We start from the raw sequence: 19068 nt of genomic DNA, 5'->3' as shown, positions 1-19068 counted from the left end.
GTACCCCGCCGGGCGGCGGTCCAAACCAGTCAGCGCGGCCAGGGGTTCGGGCGGCACACGGCGCCGTCCGGCTGGACCTTCGTGGCGGCACCGGGTTCGGCGCGGTTGAGGTTCGCGAGGTAGGTGTTGGAGAGCCCGAAGGTCTGCTGCATCATCACCGGCGCCGGCGCACCGGGGGCGGGACAGCCGACGTGGCCGAGGCCGAGGGCGTGGCCCATCTCGTGGTTGATGGCGTAGGCGCGGTAGCCGGGGAGGTCGCCGTCGTAGGAGTGGGCGCCGCGGAGCCACCGCGCGAGGTTGACGACGATCCGGTGGTCGCGCGAAAGGCGGCAGGAGGAGTCGAAGGGGATGCTGAAGCCGCAGAGGTCCGGGCGCCGCGCGGTGCCGGGGGTGGTCAGGCTGATCCGGACGTCGGGGTCGCCGCCGTCGACCCGCCGGAAGGTGACGTCGCCTCGGCCGGCCCAGCCACGAGGGTCGGCGAGGACGGTGTCGACGTCGTGGCCGAAGCCGGCGAGGTCGACACCGTCCTCGATTTCGACGGTGTAGGTGAGGAGCTTTTCCCCGGTACCGATGTCGCGCCCCTCGCTGGGGACGACGTGCCAGGTCCCCTCGCCGGTTTCGGTGACGGGAACGCCTTCGGGCAGGGCGGCGGGTTCGGGGGCTGGTTTTGCGGGTGTGGTCGTCGTGGTGGGCTGGGCGGAGGCGACCCCGGAGACCCGCCGGGGCTGGGCGGCTTCGGGGGTGAGAAGAAGGGCAAGGGCCAGGGCGACGGCGAAGACGAGCACAGCGGGCGGCCACCAGGCGGCTTGGGCCGGCTTGGGGGCTGGTGGTGCGAGGGATGGAGCGGGTGGTTCGGGGGTGGCGGCGCGGGGGTGCGGGACTCGGGGGGCCGGCGGGCCGACCGAGATCGCGGGAGCGACGGAGATGGTGCCGGGGTGCCGGGCGGAGTGGGTCGGCTCGGCAGCGGAGGACGGGTTCGTGGTTGCCGGGCGAGCTGGTGCGGCTGGGACTGCCGTTTCGGGAAGGGGGGCGGGTTCGGGGGCGGCTGCCGGGCTCGGTGCGGTTGGGGCGGGGTGCGCCGCGTGGGTTGTGGTGGGTGGGGCCTTGGTGAGTGGCTCGGCGGCGGAAGCAGGGCGCTGGACCGCAGGGTTCGGGCGCGCCGAATGGGTCGGTTCGGTGGTCCGGGGCCCCGGCGCAGCCGGCCCCGGGGCCGGGCGGGCCGGCGCGATTGTTGCCTCGGCCGACGTGCGTGGCTCCGGCGCGGATGCCGGGCTCGGCGTAGCCGGGCGACATGGCATGGGCGGAACCACCGGGGCCGCAGTCACCGGGGCCGCCGCGACTTGAGCCTCGCGGGCCGGTGCCACCGGGCCACCCGGCTTTTCTTCTACCGGAGCCGGAGCCGGAGCCGGCGCCGGAGCCGGAGCCGTTCGAGCCGCTGGGGCCGGGATGCGGGGCGACTTCACCGCGGTCCCCGGCTGCGGCCGGCGGCGTGGCTGGGGGAGCCAGTCGACGCGGGCCATCGGGTGGCGTTCAGTAGGCAAGGGCCACGCTCGCACACTCCGGCGCCGCCGCGCCCTCGGACCGCGGGTACGACACCGTCGACGGGTCGCCGTCCGATGTGTAGCGGTGAGCCGATGGCGCTCCCAGCTCGTCGAGCCAATGAGCCGATCCGTACTCCGCCTCCTTGCCCGCCGACTGCGAGCGGATCCGGGGGATCGCCGCCGGGTCGAACTCGCTCGAACACGGTGACGGTGCCGGGCCCGCCCCCACCAGCAGCGCGCCGCCGTACGCGTAACCCGGTCCCTGCACCGCCAGGTCCGGCCGGTGCGGGCGGCTCCCGTACGGCAGCGCGAGGGTCTTCGGCTGGTAGCCCGGCACCGCCTGGCGGATCAGCGCGTCCTCCTCCGCGATCGCCGCCGTGGCCGCGGCTTCCGTTGCCGTGCGCAGGTTCGTGTGGCGGCGCGTGTGGTTGCCGATCTCGAAGCCGTGGTCGGCGAGCCAGCGCAGCGCGCGGCCGTCCGGGTCGCCGCCGAACGGGTGCTCGTTGACGTACACGCTCGCCACCGGGCGGAACCGCGGGTGCGCCGCCGCGACGTCCAACAGGATCCGGATCGCCGTTCCCGCCTCCGGCTGGCCCTGCGGGCTCAGGCGGAACACCGTCGGGTCGCCGTCGTCGAACGTCAGGACCACCGGGTGCGCTCCCGCCGGGAGGTCGACCCGGCGGGACACCAGTTCCGCCGTCGTGATCGGGACGTAGTCCTCGGCCGCGAGGCGCTCGAGTTCCGCCGTGAAGTCGGCGGGCGTGCGCTCATAGACCGACTTCGGCTGCGCGACGATGCGGTGGTACATCAGCACCGGCACCCGGCCCAGCTCGTCGGCACCGACCTGACGGGCGGCGGCGGGCGTGATGCGGGCCGGCGCGGCGGCGGGCTCCGGGCGCGGCGGTGCGGGCGCCGGGGCGACGGGTGCGGGGCCACCACAGGCCGCCAACGCGAAGACAGCGGTGAACCCGAACCGGAAAAGGCAACGCATGCCGGAAGTGTGCGTCCGGGCCGTCGCGGGTGCGGGCCGGGCCACCGGGTCGGGTGAGCGCGGAACTGCGCGCCACCGCGCGAAAAGCCGCGTTCCCGCAGGCCGGCGCCATGCGCCCGAAAGTGGTCCCGGCACGATTCGGTGATCGCCGGGAAACGGGTTTGGCGAAGATCGCCGACGGGTATTTTCCCGCGATGGTCCCGAAAAAGGCGGTCGCCGCCGAACGAACCTTCGATCGACGCCTGGTCCTCACCGCCGCTCTCGCGGGCTTGGCCACGAGCGCGTGCGGTGCGCTGCAGCGGGGGAGGGCGCTGGCCGTGCCCGCCCCCGCTGCAGCCGTCGCGGGACCACCGCCGCCACCACCTCCGAACCCGCTCGAAAAGGGCTTGCTCGTCGGCTTTTGCGGTGCTCCCGGCGCGAAGGCGCTCGGCCGGATGACCGGTGATCTCACCGAAGCGAGCAGCGCGCTGCGCCGCCAGATCGAGACGTTCCCGCAGGAGCGTCCGGTCACCCCGGTCGTCGAGCTGATCGCCACCACCGTGCACCGCTCGCCCGGCGAGGACGGCATGTTCCGCAGCCGCTGCGAGGACTCGACCGTGCGCGACTACCTCGACGCCGCGCGGGCGATGAACGGCTTGCTGCTGCTGAACATCCAGCCCGGCCGCGCCGACTTCCTGCCCGAGGTCCAGGCCTACGAGCGCTGGCTTACCGAGCCCGACGTCGGTGTCGCGCTCGACCCCGAGTGGGCCGTCGAACCGGGGGTCATCCCCGGCAAGAAGTTCGGCCGCACGACCGGCGCCGAGCTCGACGGGGTCGCCCGCTACCTCGGCGGCCTGGCCGACGCGCACCGCCTGCCCGCCAAGATCATGATCTACCACCAGGTCGCCGCGTCGGTCGTGCGGGACGAGCAGCTTCTCAAGCCGCACAAGGGCGTCTCGGTCGTCAAGGTCGTCGACGGCATCGGTTCGGCCGCCGCCAAGAAGGCGACCTGGAAGACGCTGATGACGACCATGCCCGCCCACGTGCGGCCGGGCTTCAAGCTGTTTTTCGAGGAGGACACCCGCCGCGGCGCGGACCTGATGACCCCGGCGGACGTCCTGGCGCTGAGCCCGACGCCCGCCTACGTCGTCTACGAATAGCCTGTGCGACAACGAAAGCCCGGTGCGGTTCCTGCCGTACCGGGCTTCTTCGTGCGGCACGACGAAAGCCCGGCGCGGGAGGAACCGCACCGGGCCGTCGCCGGCTTGTCCGTCCGGGGTACCGGCCGGCCTAGCCGACCGGGACGGGCAGCCCGCCGAGAAGGTCGTTCACCAGCGCGGAAAGGCTGATCAGCACCCGCTGCAGCAGCGCGTTGAGCAGGGCCGACACCGGCGGCAGCGACTGGCGGGACGCCAGCTGGCCGGCGAGTTCGTCGACGCCCTTGCGTGCTTCGGCGTTGTCCTTCTGCGCCGTGGCCGCGCTGTCCTTGGCGGCGGCCTGGACGGTGTACCGCTTGCCCTGGGCCAGATCCGACAGCAGCGGGTCGAGACGGGCGAGGGTGGCCTGCGTGCCGGGCACGTCCCCGTTGTCCGCGCGCGACGTCAGCTGGTCGCGCAGGCCCTGGACCTCCGCCGCGGCGCTGGTGGTGCTCGACGATCCGCTGCCACCGGGCCCGCCCGCCGTCGCCACCCCCACTCCCGTCAGGGTCACCGCAGCCGCGGTGACGAACACCGTGAGCGCTCGGGTCAGTGCACTTTTCATGTCGTACTCCTCGGAGATTGTGCGATGCCGACTGCGATCATGGTGAGCGCCGATCGGCGATAACGCGAGCGGATCCCGGGGGGCCGGTGGCACCGGTTGATTTCGCACGGTGTACGGCCTCGCGAGTTCCCCGGAACAAACATCGACATCGCGTGAAGCGGTTCTTCGGCGCTTTTCTGCATCGACTACGGGCTGTGATGCCACCACTCGTCCGTGTCGGACGGTTACGATATACGGCTGAATCGGCGGTGTTTTCTTTACCGAAGGTGCGATCGGTGCCAGATCCGAGTGACCCGGGACTTTCACCCGATCGTGAGGTTTAACGGAAGAAATGATGGGTAATCATGCGCATTTGCCAGGGGGCGGGAAAGCCACTCTTAAGTAGGGTACGATGCGGAAACACTTTTTGCGCGGCGAACGCTTCGCTAATCTGAGTGGCGGCCACGGGGCCGGGTTTCCGGTCGTTGTGGCCTCCTCGGTGCCGAGACCTGACAACTGGGCGCCATTCGGAGAGAAGGAAACGCAGAACGTCCCGACGCCCGACGGCGCCGGGACGTTCTGCGCGAAGAGGAGAGGAATCGCGGTGCGCGGCACCAGGGTCACCCGGGCATCCGGCGGCAGCCGGGAGTGCAGGCTCCGCGGTGCTCGGACGCCGGGTGGTGAACAGGGGTGCGGTGCTTGTGGTGCGCCAGCGCTGGGTGGATTCCGGGTGTGCAGGCTCTGTGGTGCTCCGACATCGTGCGGTGATCAGAGGCGCGGTCGTCAGGGGGCCCCGGCGCTTGGCGGTTTTCGGGTGTGCGGTATAGATAATGGTGCAGCGCAAAGCGCGGAGCTGGCCGTCGGCGGTAGCCGGGCTGGGGGCTTCGGTAGTGCTCGCGCTGCCAGCGAAAACCGGCTGCGCCGTACGGGTGGCACCCGAGTCGCCGGTGGAAAGCGGGCGCGTGGTTTCGGCGCCCGTGCGTCGGGCGGAGACTTGCTGCGCCGGATGGGTGGCGCAGGGGCTGTCGGCGGGAAGCGGGTGCGCGGTTTCGGCGCCCGTGCGTCGGGCGGTGACTTGCCGCGCCGCGAGGCGCACGTCCGAGTGGCCGTCGAAAACCAGGCGCGCGAAAAGCCGTTGCGCCATACGGGTGGCGCCGAAGCGCCCGGTGGGGACCGGCCCTACGGCACAACCACCCCTCAAGCGCCCGGCGGGTTCCGCCGCGGCTCGGCCGGGGGGTACGTGTTCGCCGGCGGGTTCGCCCCGGCCGCCGGATATCCCGCCATCGCGCCCGGCTTGGGGCCGCGCCGCACCAAGCCCGCCAGACCCAGCAAGCCGACGAGGCCGAGCAGGCCCCACAGGCCGTTGTCGTCGTTGTCGTCGCGGGTGTTCCCGTCGTTCGTCCCGTCGTCGTCGGTTTGCTGGTGCCATGCCGGTACCGCGAACTCCGGCGCCGCCGATGCCGGCACCGCCGCCGTCAGCGCGAGGGCCGCGGCCGCCACGCCGGCGCAGCAGAGCTTGCCTGCCTTGTGGTTCATCCCGGTTCTTCCTTCCGTTCCGGAAATCGGTCTTCCCGGGCGTACCCCCGCCGGCCGCATCCACGCGCGCTGTCACGGGAACGGGCGAAGACGGCAAGGCCCGGTTTCCGGCGCCCTTCCGTCCTTTGTAAGATGGTCGCCGGTTCAAGAGGGAGCCGTGCAGGGACGCGCCGCGTGCGCCCGTCCGCCTCCGGCCGTCCTGCCCCATTTCGCAAGCGCAGCAGCGCATCCGAGCCGGGCAACACCGTCCACTGTCGTGGACCGGGGGAGGAATGAACACTGAACTCGCCGTCGCGCCACTCGGCGCGACCTACACACCACGCCTGATCTGCACCACCGGCGACCGCCTGATCCACCCGGCGGACGGCCGCAACGACCTCGCGAGGATCGTCGTGCGCTGGGCGCGCGCCTGGGTTCCCGAAACCTGGCCCGCCCGGCAGTACTTCGCCGCACTCGGCATCGGCGACGACGAAAACCCTTGCTACCGCGACGAAGACGTCGTCGGATGGCACCTTCTGCAGCCCCGGCCGGACTCGCTCGCGTGGCGAGTGCGGTCCGGCGAAATCGACGTGACCACCGCGCTCACGGCCGAAGCCGAGGCCTGGCCCGAGTAGGAAATCCCCGCGAAAGAGCTCTGCGCCCACCCGGTGCAGGGCTCTTTCGCATGCCCGGAACATTCCTTACCCTGCAAGGGAAAGCTCGGAAGCCGTTGTCAGCAAAGAAATAACCCGATCGGACCACGCCCGGCGCGGTCAGAGGCTCGCGGTAGCCACACGATGGTGGCACGAAGTGGAAACCGCGCCCCATCGTCAGTACCTTTCCCTCACGCAGGACGGAGAACACACCTTCACTGCCGTCCTGTTCTCCGAACATCGTTCACCGAGGAGCAATCCATGCTGAAGAAGATCGGGTTCGTCACGGCCACCGCGGCGGCCGGCGCGTTCCTGGCCGGCGGCATCGCCGCGGCCGACACCCCGGAGGGGCACCACCACCACGGGCACCACCAGAGCCACCAGTACGGCGGCTACGACTACACCGGCCAGGTCGGCCTGGTGAACCTGAACAACACCGACGTGCTCCACAACGTCAACGGGACGCTCGGCGTGTGCGGCAACAACGTCAACGTCCTCGGCGTCCAGGTGCCGGTGCAGCACTCGCTCAACGGCATCGGCGTGCCGATCCTGTCGCCGGGCTCGCACGAGGCCAGCGGCGAGAACCCGGAAAACTGCGCCTCGAGCGCCCTGTCCGACGGCGGCACCAGCCAGGGGCACTGAGTTTTCCGTGCCCGGAGCCGCCCGTGCGTGCGGAAGCCGGCTCCGGGCACGGGAAAACGGTCGCCAGTGCCGACGCCGCACCGCGCGCCCGGAACACGGAGCGAGCTGCACACTCCGGTTCCGCGTTCCGGGCACGCCGCGACGCCGGACGGCGCCGACCCGGGTGGGACCGGCCACGACGCTGGAGAAGTGCGCCGGTCCCACCCGGCCTGACCGCACCTTAACGGATCTTCCCGGGCCCGGCGAACCGAAGCCGGGCCCGTTCCCTTTCCCCGATCCCCCGCCGGGCTCCTCCGGCGGGTTCCCAGAAGGAGTAGTTCTCTCGTGATCAAGCAGCTCGGCTTCGTCGCCACCACCCTCGCCGCCGGCATGGCGGTGCTCGGCGGATCCGCGTCCGCGGCCAACGTCAGCGTTGCCGGCCACCCGGTCGACTCCACCGACCAGTTCGGTCTCGTCGGCAACGTGCACAACCTCGACGCCGTGCACAACCTGAACGTCGTCGGCGGCGTCTGCGACAACAACATCAACGTCCTCGGCGTCCAGGTGCCGGTGCAGGACACCGCCAACGGCATCGGCGTCCCGGTGCTCTCCCCGGGCGAGCACGAGGCCGAGGGCCAGAACCCGGACAACTGCTCCGCCGGTGAGATCGCCGACGGCGGCACCGCCCAGGGCAACTGACCCATCCGGTCGGACCGTCGCGCGGGGTGCGCCCCGCGCGGCGGTTTCCTCATGTCCGGTCGAGCCGGTGCACGGCCACTTCCCGCACGACGAGCAGCACCGCGGCCGCGACCGGCACCGCGACGAACGCGCCGACGACGCCGAGCAGCTCGAACCCGAGCAGCACCGCGACGACGGTGACGAGCGCGGGCACCCGGACGGCGCGGCCGACGATCTTCGGCAGCAGCACGTAGTCCTCCACCAGCCGGTAGCCGACGAAGAAGCCCAAGGTGGCGAGCCCGACCGGCACCGACACCGTGAGCGCGACGAGGGTCGTGCCGGCGCCGGCCGCCACCGAACCCGCGACCGGCACCAGGTCCAGCACGGCGACGAGCACCGCGAGCACGAGCGAATAGGGCACGTCGAACGCCCACAGCCAGGCGAAGGCGGCGGCTCCGGCGATCAGCGACACCACGACGTTGCCGACGAGGTACGCGCCCACCTTCCGGAAGACCGCGTCGCCGATCAGGATCACCCGCGGCCGCCGGGACCGCGGGGCCAGCCGGTAGAGCGCGGTGCGGATCCGCGGGAAGTCGGCGACGAAGTAGCTGGCGAGCACGACGACGATCACGGCGTCCCCGAGCAGCGCCGCGAGCGATTTCGCGACGTCGGACAGGCGGACGGACCGGACGGCGGCTTCCAGGCCGAAGGTGTCGTTGGCCCGGCCGAGCAGGGTGCCGTGGTCGCGCAAGAGGGTCAGGTACCGCGGGGCGCCGTCCTGCAGCTGCGTCGCCTGATCGGCCAAGGGGACGGCGGCCGCGGCGATGGCGCCGCCGAGGACGGCCAGGCCGCTCACGACGACCACCGCGGTGGCCAGCGCACGGGGCACGCGGCGCGCGAGGCGGGCGGTCACCGGCTCGAGCCCGACGGCGAGGAAGAACGCGATGCCGATCAGGAGCAGGACGTCGGACGCGGCGAGGAGGAGCTCGACGACCGCGATCGTGACGACCACGCCGGCCGCGGCGAGCAGCCCGGTGAAGAACGGCGATCGGCGATCGAGCGGCTTTCCCGGCGCTCCCAACGGTTTCTCCTGCCGGGCCGCCGCGCCCTCGGCCTCGCCGACGGGGTGCCCGGCGCGGTACGCCCCGCGGCCGCTCGTTGCGTGCATGAGTCGGCGGCTACCCCACGGGGTGCGACCGAATCCACCCGATCCGGGCACACGCTTCCCGGTGACGACCTCCGCCTGGCGTTGCCGACGTCGTCGGGGTGTCAGCAAAATCGCCTATGCGCTTCAAGGACCTTCTGCTCGTTCCGGTGATCGCGATCGCGGCCGCGTTCGCGGTGGCGCCGGAAGCGGCGGCCGTCAGCGCGCCGCGGCTGCTGATCAACCAGGACTTCCCCGACCCGGACGTCGTCAAGACCGCCTGGGGTTACTTCGCGTTCGCGACGGGCCCGCGCATCCGGATGGCCAGTGCGGCCGCGCCGGACGGGCCGTGGCGCGTCGCCGGGGACGCGCTCGGAGCCGTGCCCGCGTGGGCGAAGGCGGACGGCGGGTTCTGGGCCCCGGACGTCACCCAGCTGGCGGACGGCACGTTCGTGCTGTACTTCGCGGCCGCGCTGACGGCGGGCGGCGAAATGTGCCTCGGCGCGGCGACGGCGAAGAAGGCGGAAGGACCGTACACGCCGGCCGGCGACCGGCCGCTGGTCTGCGAGCCCGGCGACCACGGCGACATCGATCCGCAGACGTTCGTCGACACGGACGGGTCACGCTTCTTGCTCTACAAGAGTGACGGCGCGGCGACTGGGCCACCGTCGGCGATCTGGGCGCAGAAACTGCAGGCCGACGGACGCACCCTTTCCGGGGCGCGGATCGAGCTGCTGCGGGCCGACCTGACGGCCGAGATGTCGGTCGTCGAGGCGCCTTCGGTGGTGAAGACCGCGTCCCGGTACCTGCTGTTCTATTCCGCGGACACGTTCCAGAGCACGGGTTACCACACGGATTACGCGTCGGCGCCGACGCTGGGCGGGGCGTTCGTGAAGGCGGACGGCAAGTTCCTGTCGACCGACCTGCTCGCCGGCCAGGTGGACGCCCCGGGCGGCGCGGACGTGCTGGACGACCACATCTTCTTCCACGGCTGGCTGGGCGGCGGCCGCACGGCGCGGGGGTTGTATTCGCTGCCGATCACGTTCCCGGGCGACGTGCCGAAGCTGGGGTGACGGCGTCACCCACCCGGGTAACGCTCGGTTGGGCCGCCCGGGGGCCGGATATCCGGGGAGCGAGGGAATGGAGGAGCGACATGACGGTGTGGTGGGGATTGGCGGGCTTGCTGGGGCTGCTGGGGTTGTGCGGCCTGATCCGGAGCCATCGCGCCGACGGGACGGCGGTGGAGGCCGACCCGCTGGAGCGCTATCCGGCGGCCCGCGAGCCGGCGATGCCGAACGCGGACGCGGCGCACACCCCGCTGATGACGCCGGCGATCACCCCGGAGATGCTGGCCCGCCCGGCGTTGCCGCGCGAGGAGCCGGCGGCGCCGGAGTCGGGGAGGATCGCGGGGGAGATCCCGTCCCCGCGGCCGGTGGGGGACCGGCCGGCCGCGCCGGGGGAAGTGCCGGCGGCCGGGTTACCCGCGGGGGCTTGGGGTGGGATGCAGGCGGCTGGTGGGCCGGGTGAGGTTTCCGCTGGGGCGTGGGATGGGGTGCGGTCGGCTGGTGGGCCGGGTGAGGGTTCCGCTGGGGCGCGGGGTGGCGTGCGGGCGGTTGGTGCGCCGGCTGCGGTGGAGCAAACTTCGGCGACCGCCGTGCCGAGCGCGGTGGCGCAGTCGGCTGGTGTGCCGGTTGAGGGTTCCGCTGGGGCGCGGGATGGCGTGCGGGCGGTTGGCGCGCCGGCTGCGGCGGAGCAAACTCCGGCGGCCGCAGTGCCGAGCGCAGCGGCGCAGCCGGCCGGTGGCGAGTCCGGGGTGGGAACCTTCGGCGCGCCGGTGACCGCGCCGGCGCCGGTGGTGCAGCACCAGCGGGCTCCCCAGCCGCGGGCCTCCGATGAGGTCTCGCCGCAGCCGAAACATGCGCTCCGGCCCGAAAGCGTCGAAAACCCCGCGCCGGAAACCTCCAGGGTTCCGCAAACCCGCTCGGAAACGGCACCCGAAGCCCCGCGGAAAGAGACTTCCCCGCCACCGGAACGGGGCTCGCGCGGGCTCGTCGGCCTGCTCAAGCGGGTCCTGGGGCGCAGCTGACCGGCTCACCCGAGCGGCGCGCTGTCCTTGCCCAGCCCGGCGAGCAGGTCGCCGTGCTCCTCGATCCGGTCCAGGACGTCGTCCGCCGTGAAGGTCAAGTGGGTCACGTGGCGGCAGGCGCGGACCTCGTCCCACGTCACCGGCGTCGAGGCCGTCGGGTGGTCGCGGCCGCGCAGGGAGTACGGGGCCACCGTGGTCTTCGCCGGGTTGTTCTGGCTCCAGTCGATGAACACCCGGCCCGTCCGCTGCGCCTTCGCCATCACCGCCGTCACCGACTCCGGTGTCTCCGCCGCCAGGCGGCGGGCGAGCCGCTTCGCGTACGCCGACGGGGCCGACGGGTCGTCCGTGCGGATTCCGCAATAGAGCTGCATCCCTTTGGACCCCGACGTCTTCGCGTACGGGGTCAGGCCGTCTTCATCCAGGATGTCGTGGAGGCGCACCGCCACGCGGCAGCAGTCGACGATCGTCGTGCCCGGGCCCGGGTCCAGGTCGAACACCAGGCGGTCCGGGAGCTGCCGGGCGCCCGACTCCACCGTCCACTGGGGAACGTGCAGCTCCAGCGCCGCCATGTTCGCCGCCCACACCAGGCCCGGCAGGTCGTCCAGGAGGGGGTAGTCGATCGTGCCGCCCGAGCCGGTCAGGCGGACCGTGCGCAGCCAGGCCGGGGCGCCGTTGGGGACGTTCTTCTCGAACCACTTCTGGCCGTCGACACCGTTGGGGTAGCGGATGAACGTGACCGGCCGGCCCGCGAGGTGCGGCAGTAGCACCGCCGCGACGCGGGAGTAGTAGTTGATCACCTCGCCCTTGGTGAACCCCACCGCCGGGTACAACACCTTGTCCAAATTGGACAGTGTGAGCCGCCGGTCGCCCGCCTGGACGGTGATCCGCTGGCTCGCGGGCTCGGGCGAGGGGGCCGGGGGCGGGGCGGCGGGTTCGTGCGGAACCGCCCGGGGTGCCAGGACGTCGGCCGGGTCCTTGTCCTGGCGCAGCCCTCGCCAGGCCGTGTGGCGGACCCGGCCGCCGCGGGTGAACTGGCGGAAGACGATCTCGCCCACCAGGCGCGGCTCCACCCAGCGGGCGCGGACGATGTCCTCCCGCGGCGGCGTCGTCACGAACGGGTGCGTGCGCCGCTCGATCTTCTCCAGCCGGTCCTGCAGATCGGCGCGGGACGCCTGGGTGAACCCGGTGCCGACGTCGCCGATGTAGACCAGGTCGCCGGTGGCGGGGTCGTGCGCACCCAGCAGCAGCCCGCCGAGGGTGCCGGTGAAGCTGCGCTGTCCCGGCCGCCAGCCGCAGATGATCGCCTCCTGCGTCCGGATCAGCGGGTGCTTGAGCCACGAGTCCGGCCGCTGGCCGGGGTAGTAGGCCGAGGAACGCAGCTTCGCGACCACTCCCTCGTACCCGGCGGACGCGGCGTGGGCGAGGAAGTCCGCGGGGGTGCGGCGGTCGGCGGCGAGCTCGTCGAAGGTGACCGCGCGGACCACCGAAACGCGGTACGGGTCCGGCATCGGCAGCTCGGCCAGCAGGCCGCGGCGCTCGTCGTAGGGCGCGCCCAGCAGGTTCCGGTCGCCGAGCCGGAGCAGGTCGAACGCGAGGAACCGGACCGGGACGTCGGCGAACTCCAGCCCTTTCGGCCCGCTCTGGTGCCGGACGTAGCGGCCGCGGCGCTCCTGCATCAGCTCGAAGTCGATCCGGCCGTCTTCGCCGTAGACGACGACCTCGCCGTCCAGGTAGGCGGCGCGGCCGTCCAGCGCGGGGGCGAGCACGCCTTGGAGGTCGGCGAACTCGGCGGTGAAGTCGATGTTGTTGCGGCTGGTGAGCACGGTCGTGCCGTCCGGGGCGATCCGCATGGCGGCCCGGTAGCCGTCCAGTTTGTACTCGTAGGCCCACTCCGGGCCGCTGCGCAGCCGGCCGCCGTCGGCCTTGGCGAGCATCGGCTCCAGCCAGGCCGGGACGAGCGATGCGTCTTCTGCCGCCATGTCGACCTCCGTCACCTTCGGTGCCCAAGGTAACCCGTTCGGCCTAGATTAGCCGGATTTGTGCAGGTGAAAGCGGCTTGAACGCGTGTTCGGCCCGGCGCTCAGGCGGGCAGGAGGTCGTCGACGGCCCGGCGCAGGGTCGCGCGGACCTCCTCGGCGTCGTCGAGTTCGCCGCCGTGCAGGGCGCCGTCGCGCAGGAGGACGAGCACGCGCGCCGCGTGCTCCGGGTCCGGGTGGCCGGCGGCCGCCGCCTGGTCCCGCAAGACGTCGAAGAACCACTGCCGGTGGTCGTCGATGACCCGGCGGACCCGGTTCGCCGGATCGGGGTACTCGGCGGCGGCGTTGAGGAACTGGCAGCCGCGGAAGTCTTCCCCGCAGGTCGCGTCCCCGACCACCGCCAGGGTTTCGGCCAGCGCCTCGCGCGGTGGCTTGCCCGCCCGCGCCGCGTCGACGGCCGCGCGGATCTGCCGGCTGGTTTCAGCGAGGTAGGCGGCGACCAGGTCGTCCTTGGTGGGGTAGTGGCGGTAGAAGGTCGCCCGGGTCACGGCCGCCTCGGAGACCAGGCGTTCCACCCCGACGGCGTGGATGCCTTCGGCGTAGAAGAGCCGGGAGGCGGTCGCGAGCAGCCGGTCCTTCGGGTGCGGCTCGGCAGTCCTCATCCCCGCAGCTTAGAGAAAGACCGATCGTTCTGCTAGATCGGCTTCGTCACATTGCCAAGGCGGCCCGGACGGTCCAGAGTAGCTGGCAGAAAGACCGATCGTTCTCTCTGAAGGAGCCAGCCATGAGCAAGCCCACCATCGTCCTGGTCCACGGCGCGTTCGCCGACTCGTCCAGCTGGACCGGGGTCATCGCGAAGCTGCAGGAGCAGGGCTATCCGGTCAAGGCGGTGGCGAACCCGCTGCGGGGTGTCGAGTCCGACGCGGCGTACGTCGCGGACGTGGTCAAGGGCGTCGAAGGCCCCGTCGTCCTGGCCGGCCACTCCTACGGCGGCGCCCTGATCACCCGCGCCGCCACCGACGCGCCGAACGTCCAGGCCCTGGTCTACATCGCCGCCTTCCAGCCCGACGCGGGCGAGAGCGTGTTCGAGCTGTCCGGCCGCTACCCGGGCGCCAAGCTCGGCCCGGAGACCACGAACGTCCTGGTGCACGCCGGCGAGCCCGAGCTGTCGATCAAGCCGGAGGACTTCGCCGAGGTCTTCGCCGCCGACGTCCCCGCGGCCACCGCGGCGATCCTGGCGGTGACCCAGCGGGCGGTCGCGCAGCAGGCCCTCGCCGCCCCGTTCGAGGGCACCCCGGCGTGGTCGAAGCTGCCGTCGTGGACGCTGATCGCCAACCAGGACAACGCGATCCCGGCCAAGGCGCAGGAGTTCATGGCCGAGCGGGCGTCGTCGACGGTCCGCCGGATCGACGCCTCGCACGCGGTCGCGGTGTCCCAGCCGGAGGCCGTCGCCGAGGTCATCCTGGCCGCGGCGGCGCACGTCGAGTGAGTCAGCGGCAGAGCGTCCGCGCCTCGTCGAGGCGGGACAGCTTTTCCGGGTTGCGCACGGCGTAGATCCCGGTCACGAGGCCGTCGTCGATGCGGGCCGCCAGGACCGTGTCGGCCCGGCCGTCGCGACGGAGGAGCAGCGCCGGGTAGCCGTTGACCTGGACGGCGTCCAGGGTGCCCACGGCGAGGTTGCCCAGGCCGCCGGCGAGCAGGCGGGCCACGTCCTCGGCCCCGGTGACGGGCGACAGCACGGCCTGCACCACTCCGCCGCCGTCGCCGAGGAACACGACGTCCGGTGCGAGCACGTCGAGCAGGTCCTGCAGGTCGCCCGTCTCGACGGCGTGCCGGAACGCTTCCAGGGCGTCCCGGGTCGCCGCCGGCGAGACGGGCCCGCGCGGCCGGCGCGCGGCGACGTGGGACCGGGCCCGGTGCGCGATCTGGCGCACCGCGGCCGGGCTCTTGCCGACGGCTTCGGCGATCTCGTCGTAGCCCAGGTCGAACACCTCGCGCAGCACGAACACCGCCCGCTCGGCCGGCCCGAGCGTCTCCAGCACCAGCAGCATCGCCATCGACACGCTGTCGGCCAGTTCGACGTCCTCGGCGACGTCGGGCGTGGTCAGCAGCGGCTCGGGCAGCCACGGCCCGACGTAGGACTCCTTGCGCCTGCCGAGCGCCCGCAGCCGCATCAGCGCCTGGCGGGTGGTGATCCGGACCAGGTACGCGCGCCGGTCCCGCACCACGGCGAGGTCCACGTCCACCCACCGCAGCCACGTCTCCTGCAGGACGTCCTCGGCGTCGGCGGCCGAGCCGAGCAGCTGGTAGGCGACGGTGAACAGCAGGTTCCGGTGGGCGACGAAGGCCTCGGTGGCGGGGTCGGCCATGGGTGGCTCCTCGGGTCGTTCGCGGGTTTCCCATCGGATGCCGGCCGCCGCCGCGGTGTGACAGTGATCGTCGTCACCCGGCCGGCCTGTCACGGGTCGTGGGGCCGCCGGCATCTCGTGGTCGTTCGCAGGCACACCACGAGTGAGGACGAAGTCATGGAACCCCGATTCACCCTGACCGGCAACGAAGTCGGCGCCGCGTTCGCCAAGCGGTTCGGCACCGCGAGCCTGGCGATCGGCCGGTCACCGCTGGAGAAGGTCACGCAGGAACTGGTGTCGTTGCGCGTCAGCCAGGTCAACGGCTGCGGCTGGTGCGTCGACGTCCACACGAAGGAGCTCGCGGCCGCCGGGGAATCCGCCGTGCGGATCAACCTGGTCGCGGCCTGGCGGGAGGCCACGGTGTTCACCGAGACCGAGCAGGCGGCCCTCGCGCTGGCCGAGGAGGGCACCCGGATCGCCGACGCCGCGCCCGGCGTCTCCGACGAGACCTGGGCCCGGGTCCGCAAGCACTACGACGACGACCGGGTCGCCGCGTTGATCGCCCTGGTCGCGCAGATGAACGCGGCCAACCGGCTCGCGGTGATCGTCCACCAGAAGGGCGGCGCCTACGAGCCGGGCATGTTCGGCTGACGTCGTCCGTGCTTCGCTGGGGGGCATGACGAAGGCGGAGCGGTGGCGTCGGTACTGGGACCGCAAGTCCACGACCTACGACGCGGAGATGGGCGTCTGGGACCGCCGTCTCTTCGGCGACTCCCGGGAGTGGGCTTGCGGTCGGGCCGTCGGCGAGGTCCTCGAAGTCGCGGTCGGGACCGGGCTGAACCTCCCGTGCTACCCGGCGGAGGTGACGCTCACCGGCCTCGATCTCAGCGAGGGGATGCTCGCCATCGCCCGGGAGCGCGCGCGGCGGCTCGGCCGGCCGGTGACCCTCCGCCAAGGGAGCGCCCACGAGCTGCCGTTCGCCGAAGCGTCCTTCGACACCGTTCTGTGCACGTTCGGCCTCTGCGCCATCCCCGACCCCGCCGCCGCGGTCGGGGAGATGGTGCGGGTGCTGCGGCCGGGCGGGCGGCTGATCCTGGTCGACCACGTGACGTCGTCGTCGCGGCTCGTACGGGCCGTGCAGTGGCTGCTCGAGCTGGCGAGCGTTCCGCTGGCGGGCGAGCACTTCCGGCGGCGGCCGCTGAAGCTCGTCGAGGCGCTCGGGCTGCCGATCGACCAGCGGGAGCGGTTCAAGCTCGGGCTGGTGGAACGGCTGGTCGCCGGCAAGGTCAGCTGATCAGCACGCTTTCGTCCAGCCGGGTCAGCAGCGTCGCGGCGTCGCTGTACACCGCGACCGCGCCGGCGTCGGTCAGTTCCGCCGCGCCGACACCGCCGGAGAGCACCGAGACCGTGCGCACGCCGGCCTTCGTGGCGGCGTGGACGTCCCAGACCGCGTCGCCGACGAAGATCGTCTCCTCCGGTGCCGTCCCGGCCTTCTCGAGCGCGGCGAACACCGGCTCCGGGTCGGGCTTCGTCGCCTCGACGTCGGCGCCGGACACGATGCCGGCGACCACGTCGTCGACGTCGAGGACCTTGCGCAGCACCTCGAGCTCGTCCGGCCCCGCCGACGTCGCCAGCACCACGCGCACGCCGCGGCCGGCCAGCTCGCGGACGAGGTCGGGGGCGCGGTCGAACGGCCGCAGCAGGTCGGCGGTCTCCAGGTAGAAGCGGCTGTGCAGCTCTTTGGCCCGGTCGCCGATGCGGCCGGCGTCCTCCTCGCCCAGCAGGGTGCTCAGCAGCTTGCCGGAGCCCTTGCCGATCGCGCGGTGCACGCGCCAGGAGTCGACGTTCCGGTCGAGCTCGTGGAACGCCCGGCGCCAGGCGTGGACGTGGAGGTAGTTGGAGTCGACGAGCGTGCCGTCGACGTCGAACAGGACCGCGGTGGCGATGACGGGCTCCTTGAGTCGGTGCGGTTCCCCGGTGCTCCGTGCGGGTACCGGGAGGGGTGATCCGGATACCCCGTCCTCGAGGGACGTACACATGACCGGCCTCGTCTCGGCGGGCTTCCGCGGGCTGGCGGCCCTGCGGCGCGCCCCGGCCTTCCACCCCGTCGGCGTGGTGCTGCGCGGGGAACTCCGGGCGAGCGCGGACGACCTGCCCTGGCCGGCCGGGGCGGCTCCCGTCGTCGCGCGGCTGTCCAAGGGCGCCGGCACGCCCGGGCGGCTGCCGGACGCGCTCGGGCTGGCGGTGCGCATCCCCGGCGCGGGCCGCGACGGCGGGCCGTGGGACATCCTGCTGACCACGGCGGGCCGCGGCCACCTCGGGCGGATGCTGCCGCGCCCGGCGGCCACCTGGACGGGCGGTGCCTACAGCAGCCTCGTGCCGTACCGCCGGGCCGACCGGCTCGTCTGGCTGGGGGCGTGGGCGTCGTCGCCGCGGGCCGAAGCGTCACTCGACGCGGCGCGAGCGAGGGGGAAGTGGGAGTTCGTGCTCCGGACCGGCCGCGAGGACGGGCGCTGGTGCGACAGCGCCGTGCTGACGCTGACCGGGCCGGGCGGGGCCGCGCCGGCGTTCGATCCGATGCTGAACCGTCCCGCCGGACTGGCGTTCGCGCCGGACTGGCTGGGGCGGCTGCGGGAGCGGGCCTACGCGGGGAGCCGGGCCGGGCGGCCGTCGTGACCCGGCCGCCCGGCCCGGGGTCCGGTCACCGCGAGTCGGCGATCGGGCTGCGCGTGGCGCCCAGCGGGATCAGGCCGAGCGCGATCATGCCGATGCCCAGGCCGAAGTGCAGCCAGTTGTCGGCGGTGTTCACCGGGACGAAGTTGGCCGCGCTGCCGTGGTCGATCACCAGGCCGTACAGCCACAGCACCAGGTAGATCACCCCGCCGCCGACGAGGAACGCCCGGGCGCCGCTCGCGGTCCGCGCCAGGGCGAGCCCGGCGACGCCGAACAGCAGGTGCACGATGTTGTGCAGGATCGAAACGGCGAAAATGCCCAGGAGCAGGGCGCCGGAATGGTGCCCCGCGAAGGTGAGCATGTCGTAGTGGGTCGTCACGCCGGGGATGAACCCCAGCACCCCGACCAGCAGGAAAACCACTCCCACGATCGCGGCGAGAAGCTGGCGCGGGGTGCGCCGGACCTCGGTCTCCATCGATGCCATGGTCGCTTCCTCCGATTTCGGTGGCGGGCCCCTCGGCCGGGGGACCCGCCGGGCGGCATGCCCGGCGCCGCGGCAGGCAAACGCGTTTCGCGGCCCGGGCTGCCGGGTATGCCCCGGTTTCGCCCGATCGGAGGAAGCGATGAGCACTCCCGAAATCGACCCGGTGACCGCCGAGAGCATGGAGGCCGACGCGGACATCGCCGGTGAGCACACCGAGCCGACGTTCCGCGACCAGGAGCCCCGCGCGAACGACAGCGACGAAGAGGACGCCGACCGCGGGGGCATGCCCGAGAAGTGAGGTCAAGAGCGGGCGCGCGGGTAGGTCCGGCGCTCGCCGATCCGGCCGTCCTTCGTGTGGATGAAGTGGGCCGTACCGCGTTTGATCGCGAGCTTGCGGCCTTCCGCGACGGCGTCGGACTTCGTCTCCGCGCTGCCGGAGGCCCGCGTGTTGCCGACGACCTTGTTCTTCCAGACCGAACCGTCGTGGAACGTCTCGACGTCGCCGTCGGCCGGTTCGAGGGCGGGCGCGGCTTCGGTTTCGCCCGTGCCGTAGAGGGCGGGGTCGGGTTTCGGGGCGGTGCCCGGGCCGCCGAGGGGTTCGGGGTCCATGAGGTATTCGATGCCGGCGTCGGTGGTCCA

22 protein-coding genes are annotated in these 19068 nt (G+C 72.7%); 11 read left to right on the top strand and 11 right to left on the bottom strand.

The window, feature by feature from the left end; genetic code table 11:
- Positions 1-29: 29 nt before the first annotated feature.
- Positions 30-785: a DUF3152 domain-containing protein gene (locus ACWDN5_RS35920; RefSeq protein WP_449679410.1), complete on the bottom strand. Its 756-nt coding sequence runs from the start codon at positions 783-785 to the stop codon at positions 30-32.
- Between the two features lie 745 nt (positions 786-1530).
- Positions 1531-2532 carry a polysaccharide deacetylase family protein gene (locus ACWDN5_RS35915; RefSeq protein WP_449679409.1) on the bottom strand — a complete coding sequence of 334 codons (1002 nt, stop codon included), beginning with the start codon at positions 2530-2532 and terminating at the stop codon, positions 1531-1533.
- A gap of 194 nt (positions 2533-2726) precedes the next feature.
- Between ACWDN5_RS35915 and ACWDN5_RS35910 the strand changes: the two genes are divergently transcribed.
- Positions 2727-3671, top strand: coding sequence for a hypothetical protein (locus tag ACWDN5_RS35910; RefSeq protein WP_449679408.1), 945 nt, complete (start codon positions 2727-2729; stop codon positions 3669-3671).
- A 130-nt stretch (positions 3672-3801) separates the two neighbouring features.
- Here the strand turns inward: ACWDN5_RS35910 and ACWDN5_RS35905 are convergent, their stop codons facing one another.
- Together ACWDN5_RS35905 and ACWDN5_RS35900 are read right to left on the bottom strand one after the other, a co-directional pair.
- Entirely contained in the window at positions 3802-4272 is a 471-nt protein-coding gene (locus ACWDN5_RS35905) for a hypothetical protein (RefSeq protein ID WP_310977611.1), read from the bottom strand.
- A gap of 1176 nt (positions 4273-5448) precedes the next feature.
- A complete protein-coding gene (locus tag ACWDN5_RS35900) occupies positions 5449-5787 on the bottom strand; it encodes a WGxxGxxG family protein (protein WP_449679407.1) in 339 nt (112 codons plus the stop codon).
- 272 nt (positions 5788-6059) lie between these two features.
- Here ACWDN5_RS35900 and ACWDN5_RS35895 point away from each other — a divergent pair, with 272 nt between their 5' ends.
- From ACWDN5_RS35895 to ACWDN5_RS35885, 3 genes are all read left to right on the top strand, one after another.
- Entirely contained in the window at positions 6060-6401 is a 342-nt protein-coding gene (locus ACWDN5_RS35895; RefSeq protein ID WP_086843416.1) for a hypothetical protein, read from the top strand.
- 279 nt (positions 6402-6680) lie between these two features.
- Positions 6681-7061, top strand: a complete 381-nt coding sequence (locus tag ACWDN5_RS35890) for a hypothetical protein (protein WP_310977609.1) — start codon at positions 6681-6683, stop codon at positions 7059-7061.
- 324 nt (positions 7062-7385) lie between these two features.
- A complete protein-coding gene (locus tag ACWDN5_RS35885) occupies positions 7386-7739 on the top strand; it encodes a hypothetical protein (RefSeq protein WP_310977608.1) in 354 nt (117 codons plus the stop codon).
- A 49-nt stretch (positions 7740-7788) separates the two neighbouring features.
- Here the strand turns inward: ACWDN5_RS35885 and ACWDN5_RS35880 are convergent, their stop codons facing one another.
- Positions 7789-8886 (bottom strand): AI-2E family transporter, encoded by a 1098-nt coding sequence (locus ACWDN5_RS35880; protein WP_449679406.1) that lies wholly within the window; start codon positions 8884-8886, stop codon positions 7789-7791.
- A 116-nt stretch (positions 8887-9002) separates the two neighbouring features.
- Between ACWDN5_RS35880 and ACWDN5_RS35875 the strand changes: the two genes are divergently transcribed.
- A complete protein-coding gene (locus ACWDN5_RS35875) occupies positions 9003-9935 on the top strand; it encodes a glycoside hydrolase family 43 protein (protein ID WP_310977606.1) in 933 nt (310 codons plus the stop codon).
- Positions 9936-10015: 80 nt separating this feature from the next.
- On the top strand, positions 10016-10948 hold the full coding sequence (locus ACWDN5_RS35870) for a hypothetical protein (RefSeq protein ID WP_449679405.1): 933 nt from the start codon (positions 10016-10018) through the stop codon (positions 10946-10948).
- Positions 10949-10953: 5 nt separating this feature from the next.
- On the opposite strand, the gene ligD is transcribed toward ACWDN5_RS35870, so the two are convergent.
- Complete coding sequence (gene ligD / locus ACWDN5_RS35865; RefSeq protein ID WP_449679404.1) at positions 10954-12927, bottom strand: DNA ligase D; 1974 nt, start codon at positions 12925-12927, stop codon at positions 10954-10956.
- A gap of 101 nt (positions 12928-13028) precedes the next feature.
- Positions 13029-13586, bottom strand: coding sequence for a TetR/AcrR family transcriptional regulator (locus tag ACWDN5_RS35860; protein ID WP_310977603.1), 558 nt, complete (start codon positions 13584-13586; stop codon positions 13029-13031).
- A gap of 122 nt (positions 13587-13708) precedes the next feature.
- Between ACWDN5_RS35860 and ACWDN5_RS35855 the strand changes: the two genes are divergently transcribed.
- Entirely contained in the window at positions 13709-14413 is a 705-nt protein-coding gene (locus ACWDN5_RS35855) for an alpha/beta fold hydrolase (protein ID WP_310977602.1), read from the top strand.
- Between the two features lies 1 nt (position 14414).
- Here the strand turns inward: ACWDN5_RS35855 and ACWDN5_RS35850 are convergent, their stop codons facing one another.
- Complete coding sequence (locus tag ACWDN5_RS35850) at positions 14415-15293, bottom strand: RNA polymerase sigma-70 factor (RefSeq protein ID WP_449679403.1); 879 nt, start codon at positions 15291-15293, stop codon at positions 14415-14417.
- A 156-nt stretch (positions 15294-15449) separates the two neighbouring features.
- Here ACWDN5_RS35850 and ACWDN5_RS35845 point away from each other — a divergent pair, with 156 nt between their 5' ends.
- Positions 15450-15923, top strand: a complete 474-nt coding sequence (locus ACWDN5_RS35845; RefSeq protein ID WP_449679402.1) for a carboxymuconolactone decarboxylase family protein — start codon at positions 15450-15452, stop codon at positions 15921-15923.
- 25 nt (positions 15924-15948) lie between these two features.
- Positions 15949-16566 (top strand): class I SAM-dependent methyltransferase, encoded by a 618-nt coding sequence (locus ACWDN5_RS35840; RefSeq protein ID WP_449679401.1) that lies wholly within the window; start codon positions 15949-15951, stop codon positions 16564-16566.
- On the opposite strand, the gene ACWDN5_RS35835 is transcribed toward ACWDN5_RS35840, so the two are convergent.
- Positions 16559-17311 (bottom strand): HAD family hydrolase, encoded by a 753-nt coding sequence (locus ACWDN5_RS35835; protein WP_449679400.1) that lies wholly within the window; start codon positions 17309-17311, stop codon positions 16559-16561. The two genes, ACWDN5_RS35840 and ACWDN5_RS35835, sit on opposite strands and share 8 nt — an antisense overlap.
- Between ACWDN5_RS35835 and ACWDN5_RS35830 the strand changes: the two genes are divergently transcribed.
- Positions 17310-17948 (top strand): hypothetical protein, encoded by a 639-nt coding sequence (locus ACWDN5_RS35830; protein ID WP_449679399.1) that lies wholly within the window; start codon positions 17310-17312, stop codon positions 17946-17948. The two genes, ACWDN5_RS35835 and ACWDN5_RS35830, sit on opposite strands and share 2 nt — an antisense overlap.
- A gap of 25 nt (positions 17949-17973) precedes the next feature.
- On the opposite strand, the gene ACWDN5_RS35825 is transcribed toward ACWDN5_RS35830, so the two are convergent.
- Positions 17974-18420 (bottom strand): DUF4383 domain-containing protein, encoded by a 447-nt coding sequence (locus ACWDN5_RS35825; protein WP_449679417.1) that lies wholly within the window; start codon positions 18418-18420, stop codon positions 17974-17976.
- 148 nt (positions 18421-18568) lie between these two features.
- Here ACWDN5_RS35825 and ACWDN5_RS35820 point away from each other — a divergent pair, with 148 nt between their 5' ends.
- A complete protein-coding gene (locus ACWDN5_RS35820) occupies positions 18569-18727 on the top strand; it encodes a hypothetical protein (protein WP_310977597.1) in 159 nt (52 codons plus the stop codon).
- A 2-nt stretch (positions 18728-18729) separates the two neighbouring features.
- Here ACWDN5_RS35820 and ACWDN5_RS35815 read toward each other — a convergent pair.
- Positions 18730-19068, bottom strand: a 339-nt coding sequence (locus ACWDN5_RS35815) for a DUF2188 domain-containing protein (RefSeq protein ID WP_449679398.1), incomplete at its 5' end; no start/stop codon positions are given.

This window comes from Amycolatopsis sp. NPDC003731, assembly GCF_053586895.1.
The sequence above is the reverse complement of the archived record's forward strand: the minus strand, read 5'-3'. Positions and strand labels throughout refer to the sequence as shown.